The following is a 15,025-nucleotide window of genomic DNA, read 5'->3' as shown; positions in this document are numbered from 1 at the left end:
CTAACCGCGGAGGCTGGGCTTCCGGGGCGCGCGTTCGCGCTCGCTCCCGCCGTTGTGCGGCGAGTGCGGCGCTGCCACGATGTGCGGGGACGCTCCCGGACCGGGAGCCGCAGACGGACGGGACGGGCGGACATGGCCTCCGAAGACGGTTTCTCGAAGGACGAGCGCGCGGCGATGAAGCAGCGCGCGGCCGAGCTGCGGGCGGAGGCGAAGCGGCAGAAGAGCGCCGACAAGGCCGACGCCGACCGCAGGGACGCGGAGGCCGCGATCGCCGCGATGACCGACGAGGAGCGGCCGATCGCTCAGATGCTCCACGAGGTCGTCGGCGAGACCGCCCCCGATCTCCTCCCGAAGACCTGGTACGGCTTCCCCGCCTACGCGCGCTCCGACGGCAAGGCGATCGTCTTCTTCCAGCCCGGCGCGAAGTTCGGCACGCGCTACTCGACCCTCGGCTTCCAGGACGGCGCCCAGCTCGACGACGGCACGATCTGGCCGACCGCCTACGCGCTCGTCTCCGCCGACGCCGAGACGCGCGCCGCCGTCACCGAGCTGGTCCGCCGCGCGGCCGGGGCCTGACCCCGTGGCGCACGTCTACGACGAGGTCGACGAGAGCCTCTCCTCCTGGATCCACGAGCAGCCGATGTGGTTCGTCGCCACCGCGCCCCTCGCCGCCGACGGGCACGTCAACATGTCGCCGCGCGGCCACGACTCGTTCTCGATCCTCGGCCCGCGGCGGGTCGGCTGGGTCGACTACACGGGCAGCGGAGTCGAGACGATCGCGCACCTGCGCGAGAACGGGCGCGTGTGCTTGATGTTCGCGTCGTTCGGATCGCGTCCGCGCATCGTCCGCCTGCACGGCACCGGCTCCGTGCACCTGCCCGGTTCGGAGGCGTTCACCGAGGTCGCGGAGCAGCACCCCGAGCACCCGAGCACTCGCGCGGTCGTCACCGTCGAGCTCACCCGCATCAGCGACGCGTGCGGCTGGGGCGTGCCGGTGATGGAGCCGGTCGGCGAGCGCGACCTGCTCCTCCTCCAGGCCGAGAAGAAGGGCCCCGACGGCATGGCCGAGTACCGCGCCACGCGGAACGCGGTCAGCATCGACGGGCTGCCGGGCTACCCGCTGGGCTGAGCGGCGGGAAGCGGCCGCAGCGCGGCGCGCACGAGCACGCCGACCAGCTCGAGCAGTGTCTCAGTGACGACGGCGAGCGGGTTCGACCCGGTCGGGCGGGAGTCGACGGAGAACCGAGTCCTCGTCATTCGTCAAGTCCTCGACCGCTGACCGCCGCTCAGCACGACCAGACGTGCATCACGGTCCGTCCCCCGTTCGGGAACCCCGGGTCGATCGACGTGTTCGTCGTCGGTGGAAGTCACCGAGATGGAGCGAGGGTCCCGGAGGGTTCCCGCGATGCGTGTCTGCGGGGTCCTTTCGAGCTCGCTCGACAACTGCTCGGGAGTGATTCGCGTCGGGAGGGACGACCGCGAGCAGCCGCCGGCATCCACCGGAGGCGCATTCGACGGTCCCGCTGACGACCTCGCTCCCCTGTGGACGGTCGATGGCCGAGGCCGCCGACCGCGCTGGTGAGGCTCATCCATGGGTCGGGACGAGAGCGAGCTCCGGGGAGCTCCGGCCGATCCCAGGAGGGGCGGACGTGGAGCGCGACTGAGGCCTGCTCGATCGACGGTTGGATCGGACGGCGTCCACACCATCGGCGCCGCAGAGATCCCCTGGCCGATCCGCCCGCCGCTACGCCCGCCCGTCGACGGCCCGGATCGAGAACAGCTCCTGCGGCGTGCAGTCGAGCGCGTCGCAGATGAGCGTCAGCGTCGTGAAGCGGATCGCGCGGGCGCGGTTGTTCTTGAGGATGGAGAGGTTCGCCATCGTGATGCCGGTGCGGGCCGAGAGGGCGGTGAGGGTCACGCCGCGCTCGGCCAGCACTGCTCCGAGGTGGCAGTCGATCCGGTGCCTCTCGTCGTCGGCGGGCTCAGACAACGCCGTCGACGTCCCGTTCGAGCTTCGCGCCGGCGCGGAACGCCGCCGTCAGGGCGAGGGCCACCACTCCGGCGAGCAGGACGGGGACGGGCCACTGCGGCAGGTTCGTCCCGATGGCCTGGTAGTCGCCGCCGAGGAAGGCGTCGCGCTGCTCGTCGGTCACCCGGCCGGCGGCGAACAGCAGGCCGATGCCGGAGCTGAGGTACAGGCCCGCCGCGGTGTCGGCGAGGCCCTGCGCCACTCCTCCGATCAGCAGGGCGAGGCTCAGACGGCGCCAGTTCGCGAGGACGAAGGGGTCGAACGGGCGTCCGGCCGCGATGCCGCGGAGGACCCGCAGGAGGAAGACCGTGGCGAGGACGATCGTGACCGCCTGGAGGAGGCTCGGCAGCGCACCGAGCAGGCGGAGGGAGAGGGCTGCGTCGGCGAGCGTGGGCGCGGTGCCCTCGCGCGGCTCGGCCTGCAGCAGCTGCGGGAGGCTCCGGAGCGGGAGGCGGCCGTCCGCTCCCCCGAAGACCAGCAGGGTGCGCCCGGTGGTGACGGTCCAGGTCTGCAGGAGCGCGGTGAGCACGGAGAAGACCGCGACGATGAGCAGGACCGCTCTCGCCACCCGGAACACGCGCGGACGCTCCCGGACCGGTCCGCTGGGGATGACACTCGTCATGGCGTGCTCCTTATCGATCGTCGATGTTATCGAGTATCGATACTATGCACGCCGGTCCGGCGATGTCGACCCGCGGCGCCCCGCCGACCACGGAGACGGCGGGAGGGGTGGTTGCCCGGGGCGAGGAGCCCGATCTAGCGTGGAGGGATGTCGGATGCGAAGGAGCGCGCCGCCCGGTACCGGGCCGGCGCCGCGGGCGAGGAGGAGGCGGAGCAGCCCGCCCTGCCGGAGGATCCGCTCGAGCGGGCCGCGTTCGTCGAGACGGCGATCCAGCTCGCGATCCGCCGCGGCGACTTCGACGACCTGCCGGGATCGGGGAAGCCGCTTCCGGACCTGGGCGCGGCCCACGACCCGGACTGGTGGATCCGCCGCAAGATCGAGCGCGAGAACCTCACCGGTATCGGCCCGGCCGCCTTCCTCCTCCGCGCCGAGGACCGCGCGCTCGACGAGCGCCTCGACCGCTTGCACCGCGAGGAGGAGGTGCGCGCCGAGCTCGCCGACTTCAACACGCGGGTGATCGAGGCGCGCCGCCAGCTGCTGGGTGGGCCGCCCGTCGTCACCCCGCTCCGGGACGTCGACGAGGAGGTCGCCGCCTGGTCGCAGCGGCGCGCCGATCGCGCTGCCGAGGCCGAGGCCCGGGCGGCCGCCGAGCCGGAGCGGTCCCGCCGCTGGTGGTCGCGGCGGCGCTGACGTCCCCGGAAACCGGACAGACCTGCCCCTCCCACTGGGGTCCCGCCCCGGGAAACCGGGCGGGAGCGCGCCTCCGAATCATGCGTACACATCAAGTCGACCGGAGTCCGCATGCTCACCGCCACCACCCCCGCACGCCTCACGAGGGCCCGCCCCTCGACCCTCGCCGCGCCGCCGCTCGCACTGCTCGAGCCCGACTCGGACCGGATGCTCGTCATCCGCGCCGCGGAGGGCGACGACCGCGCGTTCGCCACCATCGTCCGCCGCTACACCGGGCTGCTCCGCGCGACGGCCGCCCGCACCCTCCGCAGCAGCGCCGACGTCGACGACGTGGTGCAGGAGACGTTCCTCGCGGCGTGGACCCACGTGGACAGCGTGATCGACGGCGAGACCATCGCCGGCTGGCTCGTCACGACCGCCCGCCGCCGCAGCGTCGACCGGCTCCGCTCCAGCGTCTCGCGGCTGCGAGCCGAGCTGGACGACGAGTTCCCCGCCTCCGCCGCCGACGACCCGGAGCACGCCGCGCACTGCGGGTCCCTCGCCGCCGACGCCAACCGGGTGCTCGCCGCGATGCCCCCGGCCCAGCGCCGCTGCTGGGAGCTGCGCCAGCTGGAGCAGTGCAGCTACGACGCGATCGCGCACGAGCTGGGCCTCTCGACCTCGACCGTCCGCGGGCTGCTCGCCCGCGCCCGCGCGACCCTCCGCACGGAGCTCGCCCACTGGCGCTGATCCGCGCTGCGGATCTCGGCGCAGGCGACCAGGCGGGGGCCTTCAGCGCAGGAGAACCGGCCCCGCGCCGATCCGCACCCGGAACAGCGAGTACGGGTACGTCCGCAGATCCGTGCCGCCCTGGTAGTCGGCCTGGCGGTGCAGCTGGTTCGCAGTGACGTACAGGTGCTCGTCCGTCGCGATCGACATCGTGTCCGGCCAGAGCAGCCGCTCGTCGTGCACGATCGTCTCCATCGTGCCGTCGGTGCGACGGCGGACGATCGCGTTGTTCTCGTAGCTCGTGGCGTAGAAGCGGCCCAGCGCATCCGTCTCGAGGCCGTCCGCTCCCCCGCCCTTGTCGCCCTCGTCGACGACGGTCGCCGCCACGTCCTCGTCCGGCACCGACCGGTCGACCAGTGCCGCCGTCGCCACGCTGAACCAGCGGCGGGAGGCGAGCGGGCAGTACCAGAGGCGCTCGCCGTCGGCCGAGATCGCGATGCCGTCAGCGCCCATCGTCACCGGCTGCGCGTCGCCGTCGGCCGGGCGCTTCATCAGCACGCGGCCCTCGGCCATCGGCACGAGCTCCGGAGGAGTGAGCGCCTTCGTGCTCGGGTGGTCGTGCAGGCGGCGCCAGGCGGTCCCCGCCTCGAGGTCGACGACGATGATCCCGTTCGGGCCGGAGTCGGCCGAGTCGGTGATGTAGGCGATGCCGCGCCGCAGATCGAAGCGCACGTCGTTGAGGTAGGTGGTCGGCAGGGCGACGTCCGGCTCGAGGACGATCACCTGCTCGACGGTGTCGGTCGCCAGGTCGACGCGGACGAGTTTGGGGCCGCCCTTCTTCGTCGGCTCGAACATCGGGCTGCCGGTGTCGAGCATCCAGAGCCGGTCGGCCGGATCGACGACGATGCTCTGCACCGAGACGAGGGCGCCGGCGTCGTCGACTCCCGACGGCGTGTTCCAGGCCTCGTCCGGGTAGGGCACCGCCGCTCCGTCGACCAGCTCCACGACCGTGGCCGGGACCTCGTCGCCCCACTTCGGGAAGTTCACGAAGATCCGCCCGGTGTGCGAGACGCTGACGCCGGTGGGCATCGGCCCGCTGGTGAAGGCGTGCACGAGCTCCAGCTCGCCGAGCGGCTCGTCGACCGGGCGCGTGCCGCGGGTCTCGTCGGTCGGTCCCCAGAATCCCATGGTGCTCTCGCTGTCCTCCCGCCGGCGCGGGCTCGTGGCGGTCTCGGTGCCGGTCGGGTGCGGAGTCGGTGCCCGCCGCGACCGGTGCTCCTCATCCTGCGCGCCGGCGCCGGTCGGCGGGGAGGAGGTGGCGGAGGAGGCGGCGAGCGCCTAGCATCCGGCCGCCGCGGGCGACCCCGGGTGCCGCGACCGAGGAGGCGGAGGAGGGCCGGCCCGCGTCCGACTTCGGCACGGCCTTCACGAAGGGGCTCAGCATCGGGACGCGGCAGTGCCCGGTGGAGCGGGTCGCCTCGGCGGCCGCTCCCGCCGCCCGCAGTGCACCGCCCCCCGCCGTCGCGCTCACCCGCTGGTCGGCGGGTCGACGGACCGCTGATCCGCCGGCCGTCCGCTTCCGGACATGACCGCTAGAGGGCGTTGCCACTGCGGCCGCTCACCTGCCACGGTCGCAGAGCGACCGACGACGGTCCACCGATCAGAAGGACCGAGGCCCGCTCATGGACGACTCCTCTTCGACCGAGACCAGCACGAGCGAGATGACGCCCGAGGTGCTGGCCGCGTTCAGCGACGCCTGGACCCGCCACGACCTCGAAGCGCTGATGAGCCACATGACCGACGACTGCGTCTACGGCGCGTCCGTCGGCCCCGAGCCCGGCCGCACCTGGACGGGGAAGGAGCAGGTCCGCGAGGGATTCGCGCTCATGCTCGCCTTCGACACCGGACAGGAGCGGCACGAGGAGGGGGCTCCCCTCATCTCCGGGACGCGCGGCGCGGCCACCTGGTCCTTCGCCGGGACCGGCCCCGACGGCGGACCCCAGGTCACGCGGGGCTGCGACATCTACGAGTTCCGCGGCGGGAGGATCGCCCGCAAGGACGCGTTCCGGAAGGTCTACCGGGCGGACGAGGAGTAGTCCGCGCCGGCCTCCCTCGCGCAGCGGAGCCGGAGCGGCGTCCTCGTACCGGGTGGCCGCGCGCCTCCCCGATCGCGCAGACTGGATCGATGGCAGCGGCGTCGGCACCGGTCGGATGGGGACGTCTGCCTGCCGTGTCGTGGCTGATGGTGCGCGCCTTCACGCGGCACCGCGTCCTCGCCGTCCTGGCCTTCCCGACGGCGCTGCTCTCGCTCACGCCCTCCGTGATCCGCCGCGCCGCCCACGAGACGGCCGACCGGAACGGACTGGTCGTGTTCGGGCGCTACCGGCCGGTCGCCGACGCCCTGGTGAGCATCGCCGTCACCGTCCCGGTCGTCCTGCTGGCCGTGGTGGCGGCCGTGTGGGTCGCGCTCTCGGGGCTGCTCGGCGCGGTCCTGGTCCTCGCGGCGCTCCTCGGCGGAGCCGTGGGGGCGGGGGCCCTGCTGGTCGGGACCCCCCTCACCGCGGCCGTCGGCGCGGAGACGCCTCCCGGGCGGCGGTGGACGGTGATGGCGCTCTCGCAGCGACCCGGGACCCGCCTGTCGGCGCTGCTCGCGACGAGGGAGCTGCTGGCCACGGTCCCCGCGGGAGGAGTCGTCGTGGCGGTCGCCGCCGACGAGCGGCTGGCGGACAGCTACTCGCGCCTCGGCTTCTCCCGGGGACGGGGCCTGCGGGTCTTCCAGCAGGTCTGATCGGCACCTCATCGCCGGACGGAAGCCACCGGCGGCTCGATACGGTGGGGATCGTGCAGTGCGGCTGAGGCCTTCCCGATCCCCGTCGCTCCGGCCCGCTCCCTCCGGCCCGCACCCTCCGGCCCGCTCGGGCGCGATCGAAAGGCTCCCCGTGTCCGCACTCCTCCCCCTGCAGGGCAGGACCGCTCTCGTCACCGGTGTCTCGCGGCGGCGCGGCATCGGATTCGCCGTCGCCGCGAGGCTCGCCTCCCTCGGCGCGCACCTCGTCGTCCACCACCACCGCCCTCACGATCTCGACCTCCCCTGGGGAGGCGACGACCTCGATGCGGTCCGGTCCGAGCTCCGCGCGCACCTCGCGGAGGGCGCGCGGTTCGCCGACGTCGCCGCGGACCTGGCCGATCCCTCCACGATCCCCGGTCTGATCGCCACCGCAGCCGACCTCACCGGGAGCCTGGACGTCCTCGTCTGCAACCACGCGAAGAGCGGTGACGACGGCAGCATCCTCGACATGACGCCCGAGCGGCTCACCGCGTTCTGGGACGTCAACACCCGCTCCACCCTCCTGCTCACCGCGGAGTTCGCGCGGCTCCGGGCACCGCGCACGGACGGACCCCGCCGGCCCGGCGACCGGATCGTCGGGGCCGGGCCCTACGCCCGGGCGCAGGGGCACGTGTTCTGGATGACGTCCGGCCAGATCCACGGCGCGATGCGCGGAGAGGTCGCCTACGCCGCGAGCAAGGCCGCACTCGCCGGCGTCACCGCCACGGTCGCCGCCGAGCTGCTGGAGCTCGGGATCGTGCTCAACACGATCGATCCCGGTCCGGTGAACACGGGATACCTGGACCCGGAGACCACCGACCGGTCGCTCGAGGACCTCGAGGAGTACGTCGCGAGCACGCCCTTCGGCCGGGTCGGCACGCCGGCGGACCCCGCGGAGCTGATCGCGTGGCTGGCCACGTCGGCGGGCAGCTGGGTCGTCGGGCAGGTGCTCACGACCGACGGCGGGTTCAGCCTGTGACCGGAGCGGCGGGGAGCCGTCCGGCGCCGACGACCGGCGCGGCCGGGCCCGGGGATGATGGGCGCATGGGAACTCGTGGGGCCGGAGTGCTGTGGGTGGTGAGCGCACTCGCCTATGTGGGAGCGGAGGCGGTCGCCGCGTCCGCGTTCCCGGGTTACAGCTACGCACGGAACTACATCAGCGATCTCGGCGTGCCCGAGGTGGGCGTGTTCCAGGGGCGCGCGATCGACTCGCCGCTGCACGCGGTGATGAACGCCGGATTCCTCCTGCAGGGGGCGCTCTACCTCGCCGCCGCCGTCACGACCGTGCGGGCGGCGCGGGGCGGATCGCGGGGGCTGTTCCTCTCCCTCGCCGTGGTCTACGCCGTGGGCATCGCCGTGGTGGGCCTCGTGCACGGGAGCAGCGCCAGTGCGCAGAACGGGATCGGCGGCCTGCACGTGGTCGGCGCCGCGATGGCGATCGTCGGCGGCAACGCGGCCTCGATCGTCGCCGGTGCCGCGGCCCGGCGCGGCCGCGCCCCGTGGGCGCTCGGGACGGTCGGGATCGTGCTCGGCGCGGTCGGCCTGCTCGCGCTGCTGATGCTGCAGGTCGACACCCGCGTGCCCGGCGTCGATCTGCTGCCCGACGGCGTCTGGGAGCGCGCCTCCGTCTACGCCGTCACGGCCTGGCAGCTCGCGACCGGCCTGCGGCTGCTCCGGCGCCCGGACGCGCCGCGGCGCCCGCTGCCTCCTCAGACCGCGGGCAGCGGCGCTCCGATCCGGTAGAAGCGGTCGGCCGTCGCCGCGAAGACGTCGCGCCGCTCCGCCGGCGAGAGTGCCGCGGTGAGCTCGTCGAACGCGGTGTACAGCTCGGAGAAGCTCGAGTAGAGGCTGTCGACCGGGAAATTGCTGCCGAGCATCGTCCGCGCCGGCCCGAACGCCTCGAGCGTCTCGTGAACGAACGGCGCGATCGACGCGCGGGTCCAGGAGTGGTCGTTCGTGCCCATCGCCGAGATCTTCACTACCGTGTTCTCGCGCTCCGCGACGGCGCGCAGCCCCCTCCGCCACTCGTCCACCGAGTCGGAGTCGCGGCCGATCGGCATGCCGAGGTGGTCGAGCACGATCGCGGTGCCGGGGAAGGCGCCGGCGAGCTCGGCCGCCTCCTGCAGCTGCGAGGGGAACACCTGCAGGTCGAACGACAGGCCCAGCGGCTCGAGCCGCGCGAAGTGCGCGCGCCAGACCGGATCGGCCGAGATCCCCGGCCGATCGCGGTGTGTGAAGACCGGATCCGGGTGCCAGTTCAGGATGTCGCGGACGCCGCGCGTCACGGAGTACCCGGCGTGCTCCTCCAGCTGCCGGGGCGCGTCGGCGTCCAGGAGCGACACGTGCGCGACGTGCACCGTCGGCACCGGGCGCTCGCGGGAGAGGGCGTCGATCCAGGCCGTCTCGGCGACCGCGTCGGCCGCGCCGTTCTCGACGTGCACGGAGGCGACGAGGGTCACGTCCCGGGCGTCGGCGAGGTAGTCGTCGACGCTGTAGGAGCGGCGGATCGGCCGGTCGTCGCCGTGGTAGCGGAAGGGCTCGGCCGGCCCCTCCAGCCACGGGTAGGAGCGGCGGAGATCCGTCAGGTGGTGGTGAGCGTCGATGACGACGAATCCGCTCATGCGTGCCTCCCCGGGGTCGGAGCGCCGAGGCGCGCGATCGTGCGGACGACGCCGGTGTGGTCCAGATCGCCGTCGCCGTCGGCGACCATCCTCTCGAACAGGCCGGTCACTGCGGTGATCGCGGGCAGGACGACGCCCTCGGCGTCCGCAGCCTCGCGGACGTAGCGGAGGTCCTTCAGCTGGTTGCGCGCGCTGCCGCCCTCGGCGAAGTCGTCCTCCAGCCACTTGGCGCTCTTCTGCTCGAGCACGGTCGTGCGGGCGAGGCCGCCCTGCAGCAGCTCGACCATCACCTCCGGGTCGAGTCCGGCGGTGCGGGCGAGCAGCAGGGCTTCGGAGACGACGGCGACCGTCCCGGCGACCACGATCTGGTTGCAGAGCTTGGCGGTCGCTCCGGCGCCGCTCGGGCCGAGGTGGCGGACCGTGCGGCCGAGCCGCGCGAGCACGGGGAGGACGCGGGCGACCGCCTCCGTCTCTCCGCCCACCATGATGCTGAGGGTCGCGTCCCGGGCGCCGACCGTGCCGCCGCTGAGCGGGGCGTCGACGACGCGGACGCCGTGCTCCTCGGCGAGACGGGCGGCGAGCGCGGCCACCGCCGAGGGCGAGACGGTCCCGTGCACGACGAGCACCGGATCCGCGATGCCCTGCTCGCGCCAGCCGGCGAGCAGGCCGTCCTCTCCGTCCAGCAGCGACTCGACCTGCGCGAGGTCCGGCAGCACCGTCAGCGTGATGTCGGCCGCCGCCTCGCGCGGAGTCGCCGCCACACGGGCCCCGAGCGCGGCGAAGGGGTCGGCCTTCGCGCGGGTGCGGTTCCAGACCGCGAGGCCGCCGCCGTCGACGAGGTTCCGCGCCATCGGGGCGCCCATGGGTCCGAGGCCGAGCAGCGAGAGCGTCACGGGGCGACCTCGGCGAGCTGGTCCGGCGCCACGTCGTCGAGCAGCACCGCGGCCTCGAAGCCGAGCAGCTCGCGGGAGCGGGTGAGGTCGAGCCCGACGGAGCGGCCCGGCAGCTCGCCACGCGGCACGCCGGGGGCGATCGCGTCGAGGGCGGCCACGGTGTCGCCGCGGAGGTAGGTGAGCGGAGCGGCGACGAGGATCCCCGGCGCGGGAGGCGTGTCGTGCAGCAGCGCCGCGAGCACCGAGCGGGCGGCATCGGCCGCGTCGAGGTAGCTGAAGCCCTCCGCCGCCTGGCGGCGCGGGTCGGCGGCGATCGCGGTGCGCAGGTGCTCGCCGAACCGCCGCCCGCCGTCGAGGGTGATGTCGCGCACCAGCGGGAAGCGGAGGCCGGTGAGCTCGAGGCCCCAGGTGGCGTGCGCCATCCGGGCCGCGTCCTCGCTCGCGAGCTTCGAGAGCGAGTACTCGTCCGAGATCCGGGGCGCCGCGTCCTCGGAGTAGGGGAACACGGGCGGGAGCGCCTGCTCGGCCCCGAGGGGGTAGCCGTTCGCGTTGATGCTGGAGGCGTAGACGACCTTGGCGACTCCGGCCGCCGCGGACGCCGCGAGCACCGCGAAGGTGCCCACGGCGTTCACGCGGTAGGTCTCGACCGCGCCGGCCATCCCGAGTCCGGCGTAGCCGCCGAGGTGGACGACCGCGTGCTGACCGGCCAGCGCCTCGGCGAGGACGGCCTCGTCGGTCACGTCGCCGACGACGGTCCGGACGGCCGGGTCCGCCCCCGCGTCGCTGCGGTCGAGGACGGTGACGACCGCTCCCTCCGCCAGGAGCGCCGCGACGGTGGGCCGCCCGATGAGGCCCCAGCCGCCCGTCACGAGGACCCGCGCGCCGTCGAGGGCGGTCAGCGCCGTCACGCGTTCACCGACGGCGTCGACTCGGTCGGAGGAGCGGCGACGTCCTCCTGCTTCTTCCTGCGGCCTCTGGAGAACATCGGCCAGCCCTTGCTGCCCTGGTCGAGCGTGACGGCGATCAGGACGACGAGGCCGGTGACGATCTGCTCGTAGAAGCTCGGCACGTTCAGCAGCACCAGGCCGTTGGTGAGCGCGCCCAGGATGAGCGCGCCGACCAGGGTGCCCGCGATGCGGCCCTCGCCGCCCATCAGGTTCGCTCCCCCGATGACCGCCGCGGCGATCGCGGTGAGCTGGTAGGGGCTGCCCGCGTCCGGCTGCGCGGCGTTGATGCGGGCGACGATGACCAGGCCGGCCAGGGCCGAGAGCCCGCCGGAGATGCAGTAGACGGCGATCTTGACGCGGTGGACCCGGACCCCCGAGAGCCAGGCGGTCTCCTCGCTGCCGCCGACCGCGATCACGTTCTGGCCGAACACGGTCTTGCGCAGGAGCAGCCAGGCCGCGACTCCGACGACCGCCACGATGACGACCACGACGGGCACGCCTCCGATGTAGCTGTTGAGCAGGAGGATGAACTCCTTCGGCACGTCGTAGACCGGCTTGCCGTTGGTGGCGACGTAGGCGCCTCCCTGGAACACGCTCATCGTGCCGAGCGTGGCGATGAAGGGCGGCAGGTTCAGCTTGGTGACCAGCAGGCCGTTGATCCCTCCGCAGATCAGGCCGAGGACGATGCCGGCCGCGAGACCGAGCAGCGGGGGCACGCCGCCGTTGACCATCAGCGAGGCGCTGACGATCCCGACGAAGCTGGCCATGGCGCCCACCGCCAGGTCGATGCCGCCGGTGATGATGACGAAGGTCAGGCCGATGCCGATGATGGCGTTCACGCTGGCCGACACCGCGACGTCGCGGAGGTTGCCGATGGTGAGGAAGTTGGGGTTCAGCACGCCCAGGATGACGAAGAGGACGACGGCGGCGATGTAGATGCCGAAGGCCTGCAGGTTGAAGGAGCGCCGGCGCGGGGTGGCGACGCTCCCGGTCTCGGGGGAGGTCATGAGGTTCCTTTCGCCACGCCCATGGCGTTGGCCACGATGCTGTGCTCGGTGATGTCGTCGCCGACGTGCTCGGAGACGAAGCGCCCGGACCTCATCACGAGGACCCGGTCGCTGATGGAGATGATCTCGGGCAGGTCGCTCGAGACGACGATCACGGCGTGCCCCTCGGAGGCCAGCTGATCGATGAGCTCGTAGATCTCGACCTTGCCGCCGACGTCGACGCCCTTGGTCGGCTCGTCGAAGAGGAAGACGCTCGCCCCGAGCCAGATCCACTTCGCGATCACGATCTTCTGCTGGTTGCCGCCCGAGAACTGGCGGGCGTTGAGGCGGACGTCGGCGGGACGCAGCGACATGCGCCGGCCCATCTCCTCCGCCGTCTCGATCTGCCGCTTCGTGCTGATGAAGGGGCCGAAGCCGTTCAGCTGCCGGTCGGAGGTGAGGGCGACGTTCGCGTAGGCCGGGGTCTGGAGGACGAGGCCCTGGTGCTTGCGGTCCTCGGGGATGAACGCGATGCCGGCGTCGCGGCTGTCGCGCGGCGAGCGGATGCGCAGCGGACGGCCGCCGAGGCGGACGGTCCCCTCGGTGCCGTCGTCGGCGCGGATGAGCGCGCGGAGGAACTCGGTGCGGCCGGAGCCGACGAGGCCGGCGATGCCGACGACCTCGCCGCGGCGGACGCTGATCGACTCCGGTCCGACTCCGCTCGGGTGGACGACGCCCGTGGCCTCGAAGTGCACCTCCGCGTCCGGGGCGACCGGGTGGCGCCGCTCGAACGAGAGCAGCTCCCGGCCGACCATCCGCCGCACGATGTCCTCGGACGAGGTCTCGCCGATCGGAGCGTCGTAGGCGGGCCGGCCGTCGCGGAGGACGACGACCGTGTCCGACACGCTCATCACCTCCGGCATCTTGTGCGAGACGTAGATGACGCCGACGCCCCGCCCGTGGGCGATCTCGCGGACCCGGGTGAGGACCCCCTCGACGTTGTGCTCGAGCATGCTCGTCGTCGGCTCGTCGAGCGCGACGATCTTCGCGCCGAATGCGAACGCCCGGGCGATGGTGAGCGCGTGCCGCTGCGCCGGGCTGAGCCGGCCGACCGGAGTCCTCGCCTCCATCGGGAAGCCCATCAGGTGGACGTCCTTGAGGGCCCGGTCGATGTCGTCCTGGGCGGACGCGCGCTGCTTGCGCGTCCGCCCGAGGAGCAGGTTCTGCATCACCGTGAGCTGGGGCACGATGGCCGGCTCCTGGTGCGCGATGCGGACCCCCTCGGCGAGCGCCTGGCGGGAGGTGTACTCCATCCGCCGGACGCCGTCGATGGTGATCGAGCCGCGGTCCGGACGCAGCGCCCCACCGAGGATGTTCAGCAGGGTGCTCTTGCCCGCGCCGTTCTCGCCGGCGAGGGTGCGGATCTCGCCGCGGTCGAGCGTGAAGCTCACGCCGTCCAGGGCGCGGACGCCCGGGAACGATTTCGCGATGCCGCGGACCTCGAGCAGATGCTCGGCCATGTTCCGTCTACTTCCTTGTCGAGGAGGTCGTGGGGAGGGAGGAGGTGACGGGTTACGGCATCCCGGTCTCGTACTGCGCGACGTTGGTGCTGTCGATGATGAACGCGGGGACGTCGATCCACGCGGGGACCTTCTTCCCGGCGAGCAGGTACAGCGCGGCGTCGACGCCGGTCGCGCCCTCGGTGGTGGGCAGCTCGCTGACGGTGGCGGTGTAGTCGCCGGCCAGGATCTGCTTCTTGGCCTGCGGGATGCCGTCGGTGCCGACCAGGATCACCTTGCCGGTGAGGCCCTTCGCGTCGATGGCGGCCTGGACACCGAGCGCCATGCCGTCGTTCTGCGAGTAGAAGGCCGCGATGTCGGGGTTCGCGGTCAGCATCGTGGTCGCGATCTCCTGCGCCTTGGTCTGGTCCCATGAGGCGGTCTGGGAGGCGACGAGCTCGAGGTTCTCGTGCTTCGCGAGGGCGGCGGTGAAGCCGTCTCCGCGGTTGATCGCGTTGGAGGAGCCCGGGTCGCCCTCGATCATCGCGACCTTGCCGCCGTCGGGCAGCTTGTCGGCGATGTAGTCGGCGGCGGTCGCGCCGATGGTGGTCGCGTCGGGTCCGACGTAGACGGTGCCGGCCACGCCGCTCTTGGCGTCGTTGAGGACGATCGCGGGGATGCCGTCGGCGAGCGCCGACTCGAAGATCGAGTCGAGGCCCGTGGCCGAGATCGGCGAGGCGAGGATGGCGGAGCAGCCCTGGTTCATGGCGCTCTTGGCCTTGTCGAGCTGCTCGGTGATCGAGGACTCGTCGGTGACGTCGAAGGTCTGGTAGTCGACGCCGAGCTCCTTCGCGCGGTTCTCGAAGCCGTCGCGCTCGTAGCCCCAGAACTCGTTGGAGAGGGTGCGGGTGATGTAGCAGAGCTTCGCGCCGTCCGGCACGGTGGGGGTGCCGAGCGAGGAGGCGACCTCGTCGGCGGGGGTCTGCGCGGAGGCGTCGACGAGCGACACGATGTCGGCGCCGGAGCCGGAGCCGCCGGCGGATCCGCCGCCGTCTCCGTCGGGCGAGGCCGAGCATCCGGCGAGGAGCGTCAGGGAGGCGAGGCCGGCGTCGCCCTCGCCAGCCTCAAAAACCTGACACTACTCACCAGATGCTCAGCCACACCCGACGAAGACAACCCCGAATCCGCCGACGACTCCGTCTC

Annotated in this window: 19 protein-coding genes; 8 read left to right on the top strand and 11 right to left on the bottom strand. The window is 73.0% G+C overall.

Features of this window, described 5'->3' with window-relative positions; translation table 11 throughout:
- The first annotated feature begins 132 nt into the window (after positions 1 to 132).
- Together C5C39_RS14960 and C5C39_RS14955 are read left to right on the top strand one after the other, a co-directional pair.
- A complete protein-coding gene (locus tag C5C39_RS14960; RefSeq protein WP_104224881.1) occupies positions 133 to 576 on the top strand; it encodes a hypothetical protein in 444 nt (147 codons plus the stop codon).
- Positions 577 to 580: 4 nt separating this feature from the next.
- Positions 581 to 1,129 (top strand): pyridoxamine 5'-phosphate oxidase family protein, encoded by a 549-nt coding sequence (locus C5C39_RS14955; protein ID WP_104353749.1) that lies wholly within the window; start codon positions 581 to 583, stop codon positions 1,127 to 1,129.
- On the opposite strand, the gene C5C39_RS17630 is transcribed toward C5C39_RS14955, so the two are convergent.
- The 3 genes from C5C39_RS17630 to C5C39_RS14945 form a co-directional block, all read right to left on the bottom strand.
- Entirely contained in the window at positions 1,114 to 1,257 is a 144-nt protein-coding gene (locus C5C39_RS17630; RefSeq protein WP_181136405.1) for a hypothetical protein, read from the bottom strand. The two genes, C5C39_RS14955 and C5C39_RS17630, sit on opposite strands and share 16 nt — an antisense overlap.
- 487 nt (positions 1,258 to 1,744) lie before the next feature.
- Entirely contained in the window at positions 1,745 to 1,990 is a 246-nt protein-coding gene (locus C5C39_RS14950) for a helix-turn-helix transcriptional regulator (RefSeq protein WP_104248118.1), read from the bottom strand.
- Positions 1,983 to 2,651: a hypothetical protein gene (locus C5C39_RS14945; protein ID WP_104227364.1), complete on the bottom strand. Its 669-nt coding sequence runs from the start codon at positions 2,649 to 2,651 to the stop codon at positions 1,983 to 1,985. The genes C5C39_RS14950 and C5C39_RS14945 overlap by 8 nt, the downstream gene beginning before the upstream one ends.
- Before the next feature lie 147 nt (positions 2,652 to 2,798).
- Here C5C39_RS14945 and C5C39_RS14940 point away from each other — a divergent pair, with 147 nt between their 5' ends.
- Together C5C39_RS14940 and C5C39_RS14935 are read left to right on the top strand one after the other, a co-directional pair.
- Positions 2,799 to 3,341: a DUF1992 domain-containing protein gene (locus C5C39_RS14940; RefSeq protein WP_104353748.1), complete on the top strand. Its 543-nt coding sequence runs from the start codon at positions 2,799 to 2,801 to the stop codon at positions 3,339 to 3,341.
- A gap of 111 nt (positions 3,342 to 3,452) precedes the next feature.
- A complete protein-coding gene (locus C5C39_RS14935) occupies positions 3,453 to 4,070 on the top strand; it encodes an RNA polymerase sigma factor (RefSeq protein ID WP_104353747.1) in 618 nt (205 codons plus the stop codon).
- Between the two features lie 42 nt (positions 4,071 to 4,112).
- Here C5C39_RS14935 and C5C39_RS14930 read toward each other — a convergent pair whose 3' ends face one another.
- Positions 4,113 to 5,237, bottom strand: coding sequence for an L-dopachrome tautomerase-related protein (locus C5C39_RS14930; protein WP_104353746.1), 1,125 nt, complete (start codon positions 5,235 to 5,237; stop codon positions 4,113 to 4,115).
- A gap of 91 nt (positions 5,238 to 5,328) precedes the next feature.
- The gene (locus tag C5C39_RS14925; RefSeq protein WP_104353745.1) at positions 5,329 to 5,580 is read right to left on the bottom strand and encodes a hypothetical protein; all 252 of its coding nucleotides are present in this window, start codon (positions 5,578 to 5,580) and stop codon (positions 5,329 to 5,331) included.
- A 151-nt stretch (positions 5,581 to 5,731) separates the two neighbouring features.
- Here C5C39_RS14925 and C5C39_RS14920 point away from each other — a divergent pair, with 151 nt between their 5' ends.
- The 4 genes from C5C39_RS14920 to C5C39_RS14905 all read left to right on the top strand — a co-directional run bounded on the left by C5C39_RS14920 (position 5,732) and on the right by C5C39_RS14905 (position 8,619).
- A complete protein-coding gene (locus C5C39_RS14920; protein ID WP_104353744.1) occupies positions 5,732 to 6,145 on the top strand; it encodes a nuclear transport factor 2 family protein in 414 nt (137 codons plus the stop codon).
- An 89-nt stretch (positions 6,146 to 6,234) separates the two neighbouring features.
- Positions 6,235 to 6,837, top strand: coding sequence for a hypothetical protein (locus C5C39_RS14915; RefSeq protein ID WP_146079346.1), 603 nt, complete (start codon positions 6,235 to 6,237; stop codon positions 6,835 to 6,837).
- A gap of 151 nt (positions 6,838 to 6,988) precedes the next feature.
- On the top strand, positions 6,989 to 7,855 hold the full coding sequence (locus tag C5C39_RS14910; protein WP_258075855.1) for an SDR family oxidoreductase: 867 nt from the start codon (positions 6,989 to 6,991) through the stop codon (positions 7,853 to 7,855).
- Between the two features lie 65 nt (positions 7,856 to 7,920).
- Entirely contained in the window at positions 7,921 to 8,619 is a 699-nt protein-coding gene (locus tag C5C39_RS14905; RefSeq protein WP_104353743.1) for a DUF998 domain-containing protein, read from the top strand.
- Here the strand turns inward: C5C39_RS14905 and C5C39_RS14900 are convergent.
- Genes C5C39_RS14900 through C5C39_RS14875 form a run of 6 tightly spaced genes read right to left on the bottom strand, consistent with a single transcriptional unit; the run spans position 8,586 to position 14,831 of the window.
- Positions 8,586 to 9,497 (bottom strand): amidohydrolase, encoded by a 912-nt coding sequence (locus C5C39_RS14900; protein ID WP_104353742.1) that lies wholly within the window; start codon positions 9,495 to 9,497, stop codon positions 8,586 to 8,588. The genes C5C39_RS14905 and C5C39_RS14900 overlap by 34 nt on opposite strands.
- The gene (locus tag C5C39_RS14895; protein WP_258075854.1) at positions 9,494 to 10,390 is read right to left on the bottom strand and encodes an NAD(P)-dependent oxidoreductase; all 897 of its coding nucleotides are present in this window, start codon (positions 10,388 to 10,390) and stop codon (positions 9,494 to 9,496) included. The genes C5C39_RS14900 and C5C39_RS14895 overlap by 4 nt, the downstream gene beginning before the upstream one ends.
- Positions 10,387 to 11,298, bottom strand: a complete 912-nt coding sequence (locus C5C39_RS14890; RefSeq protein ID WP_181136404.1) for an NAD(P)-dependent oxidoreductase — start codon at positions 11,296 to 11,298, stop codon at positions 10,387 to 10,389. The genes C5C39_RS14895 and C5C39_RS14890 overlap by 4 nt, the downstream gene beginning before the upstream one ends.
- Positions 11,295 to 12,344, bottom strand: a complete 1,050-nt coding sequence (locus C5C39_RS14885) for an ABC transporter permease (RefSeq protein WP_104239249.1) — start codon at positions 12,342 to 12,344, stop codon at positions 11,295 to 11,297. Before C5C39_RS14885 ends, C5C39_RS14890 begins: the two co-directional genes overlap by 4 nt.
- On the bottom strand, positions 12,341 to 13,843 hold the full coding sequence (locus C5C39_RS14880; RefSeq protein WP_104239248.1) for a sugar ABC transporter ATP-binding protein: 1,503 nt from the start codon (positions 13,841 to 13,843) through the stop codon (positions 12,341 to 12,343). The genes C5C39_RS14885 and C5C39_RS14880 overlap by 4 nt, the downstream gene beginning before the upstream one ends.
- Before the next feature lie 52 nt (positions 13,844 to 13,895).
- Positions 13,896 to 14,831 (bottom strand): substrate-binding domain-containing protein, encoded by a 936-nt coding sequence (locus tag C5C39_RS14875; protein WP_181136403.1) that lies wholly within the window; start codon positions 14,829 to 14,831, stop codon positions 13,896 to 13,898.
- Positions 14,832 to 15,025: the final 194 nt, after the last annotated feature.

The sequence above is a fragment of the Rathayibacter sp. AY1F3 genome, assembly GCF_002931975.1.
In the GTDB taxonomy this organism is placed as follows: Bacteria; Actinomycetota; Actinomycetes; order Actinomycetales; family Microbacteriaceae; genus Rathayibacter.
The sequence above is the reverse complement of the archived record's forward strand: the minus strand, read 5'-3'. Positions and strand labels throughout refer to the sequence as shown.

Excerpts from the sequence above, each read along its gene's own strand:
- C5C39_RS14960 (WP_104224881.1), top strand. The coding sequence starts at position 133 with ATGGCCTCCGAAGACGGTTTCTCGAAGGACGAGCGCGCGGCGATGAAG.
- C5C39_RS17630 (WP_181136405.1), bottom strand. The coding sequence starts at position 1,257 with ATGACGAGGACTCGGTTCTCCGTCGACTCCCGCCCGACCGGGTCGAAC.
- C5C39_RS14945 (WP_104227364.1), bottom strand. The coding sequence starts at position 2,651 with ATGACGAGTGTCATCCCCAGCGGACCGGTCCGGGAGCGTCCGCGCGTG.
- C5C39_RS14940 (WP_104353748.1), top strand. The coding sequence starts at position 2,799 with ATGTCGGATGCGAAGGAGCGCGCCGCCCGGTACCGGGCCGGCGCCGCG.
- C5C39_RS14935 (WP_104353747.1), top strand. The coding sequence starts at position 3,453 with ATGCTCACCGCCACCACCCCCGCACGCCTCACGAGGGCCCGCCCCTCG.
- C5C39_RS14930 (WP_104353746.1), bottom strand. The coding sequence starts at position 5,237 with ATGGGATTCTGGGGACCGACCGACGAGACCCGCGGCACGCGCCCGGTC.
- C5C39_RS14920 (WP_104353744.1), top strand. The coding sequence starts at position 5,732 with ATGGACGACTCCTCTTCGACCGAGACCAGCACGAGCGAGATGACGCCC.
- C5C39_RS14915 (WP_146079346.1), top strand. The coding sequence starts at position 6,235 with ATGGCAGCGGCGTCGGCACCGGTCGGATGGGGACGTCTGCCTGCCGTG.
- C5C39_RS14905 (WP_104353743.1), top strand. The coding sequence starts at position 7,921 with ATGGGAACTCGTGGGGCCGGAGTGCTGTGGGTGGTGAGCGCACTCGCC.
- C5C39_RS14900 (WP_104353742.1), bottom strand. The coding sequence starts at position 9,497 with ATGAGCGGATTCGTCGTCATCGACGCTCACCACCACCTGACGGATCTC.
- C5C39_RS14885 (WP_104239249.1), bottom strand. The coding sequence starts at position 12,344 with ATGACCTCCCCCGAGACCGGGAGCGTCGCCACCCCGCGCCGGCGCTCC.
- C5C39_RS14880 (WP_104239248.1), bottom strand. The coding sequence starts at position 13,843 with ATGGCCGAGCATCTGCTCGAGGTCCGCGGCATCGCGAAATCGTTCCCG.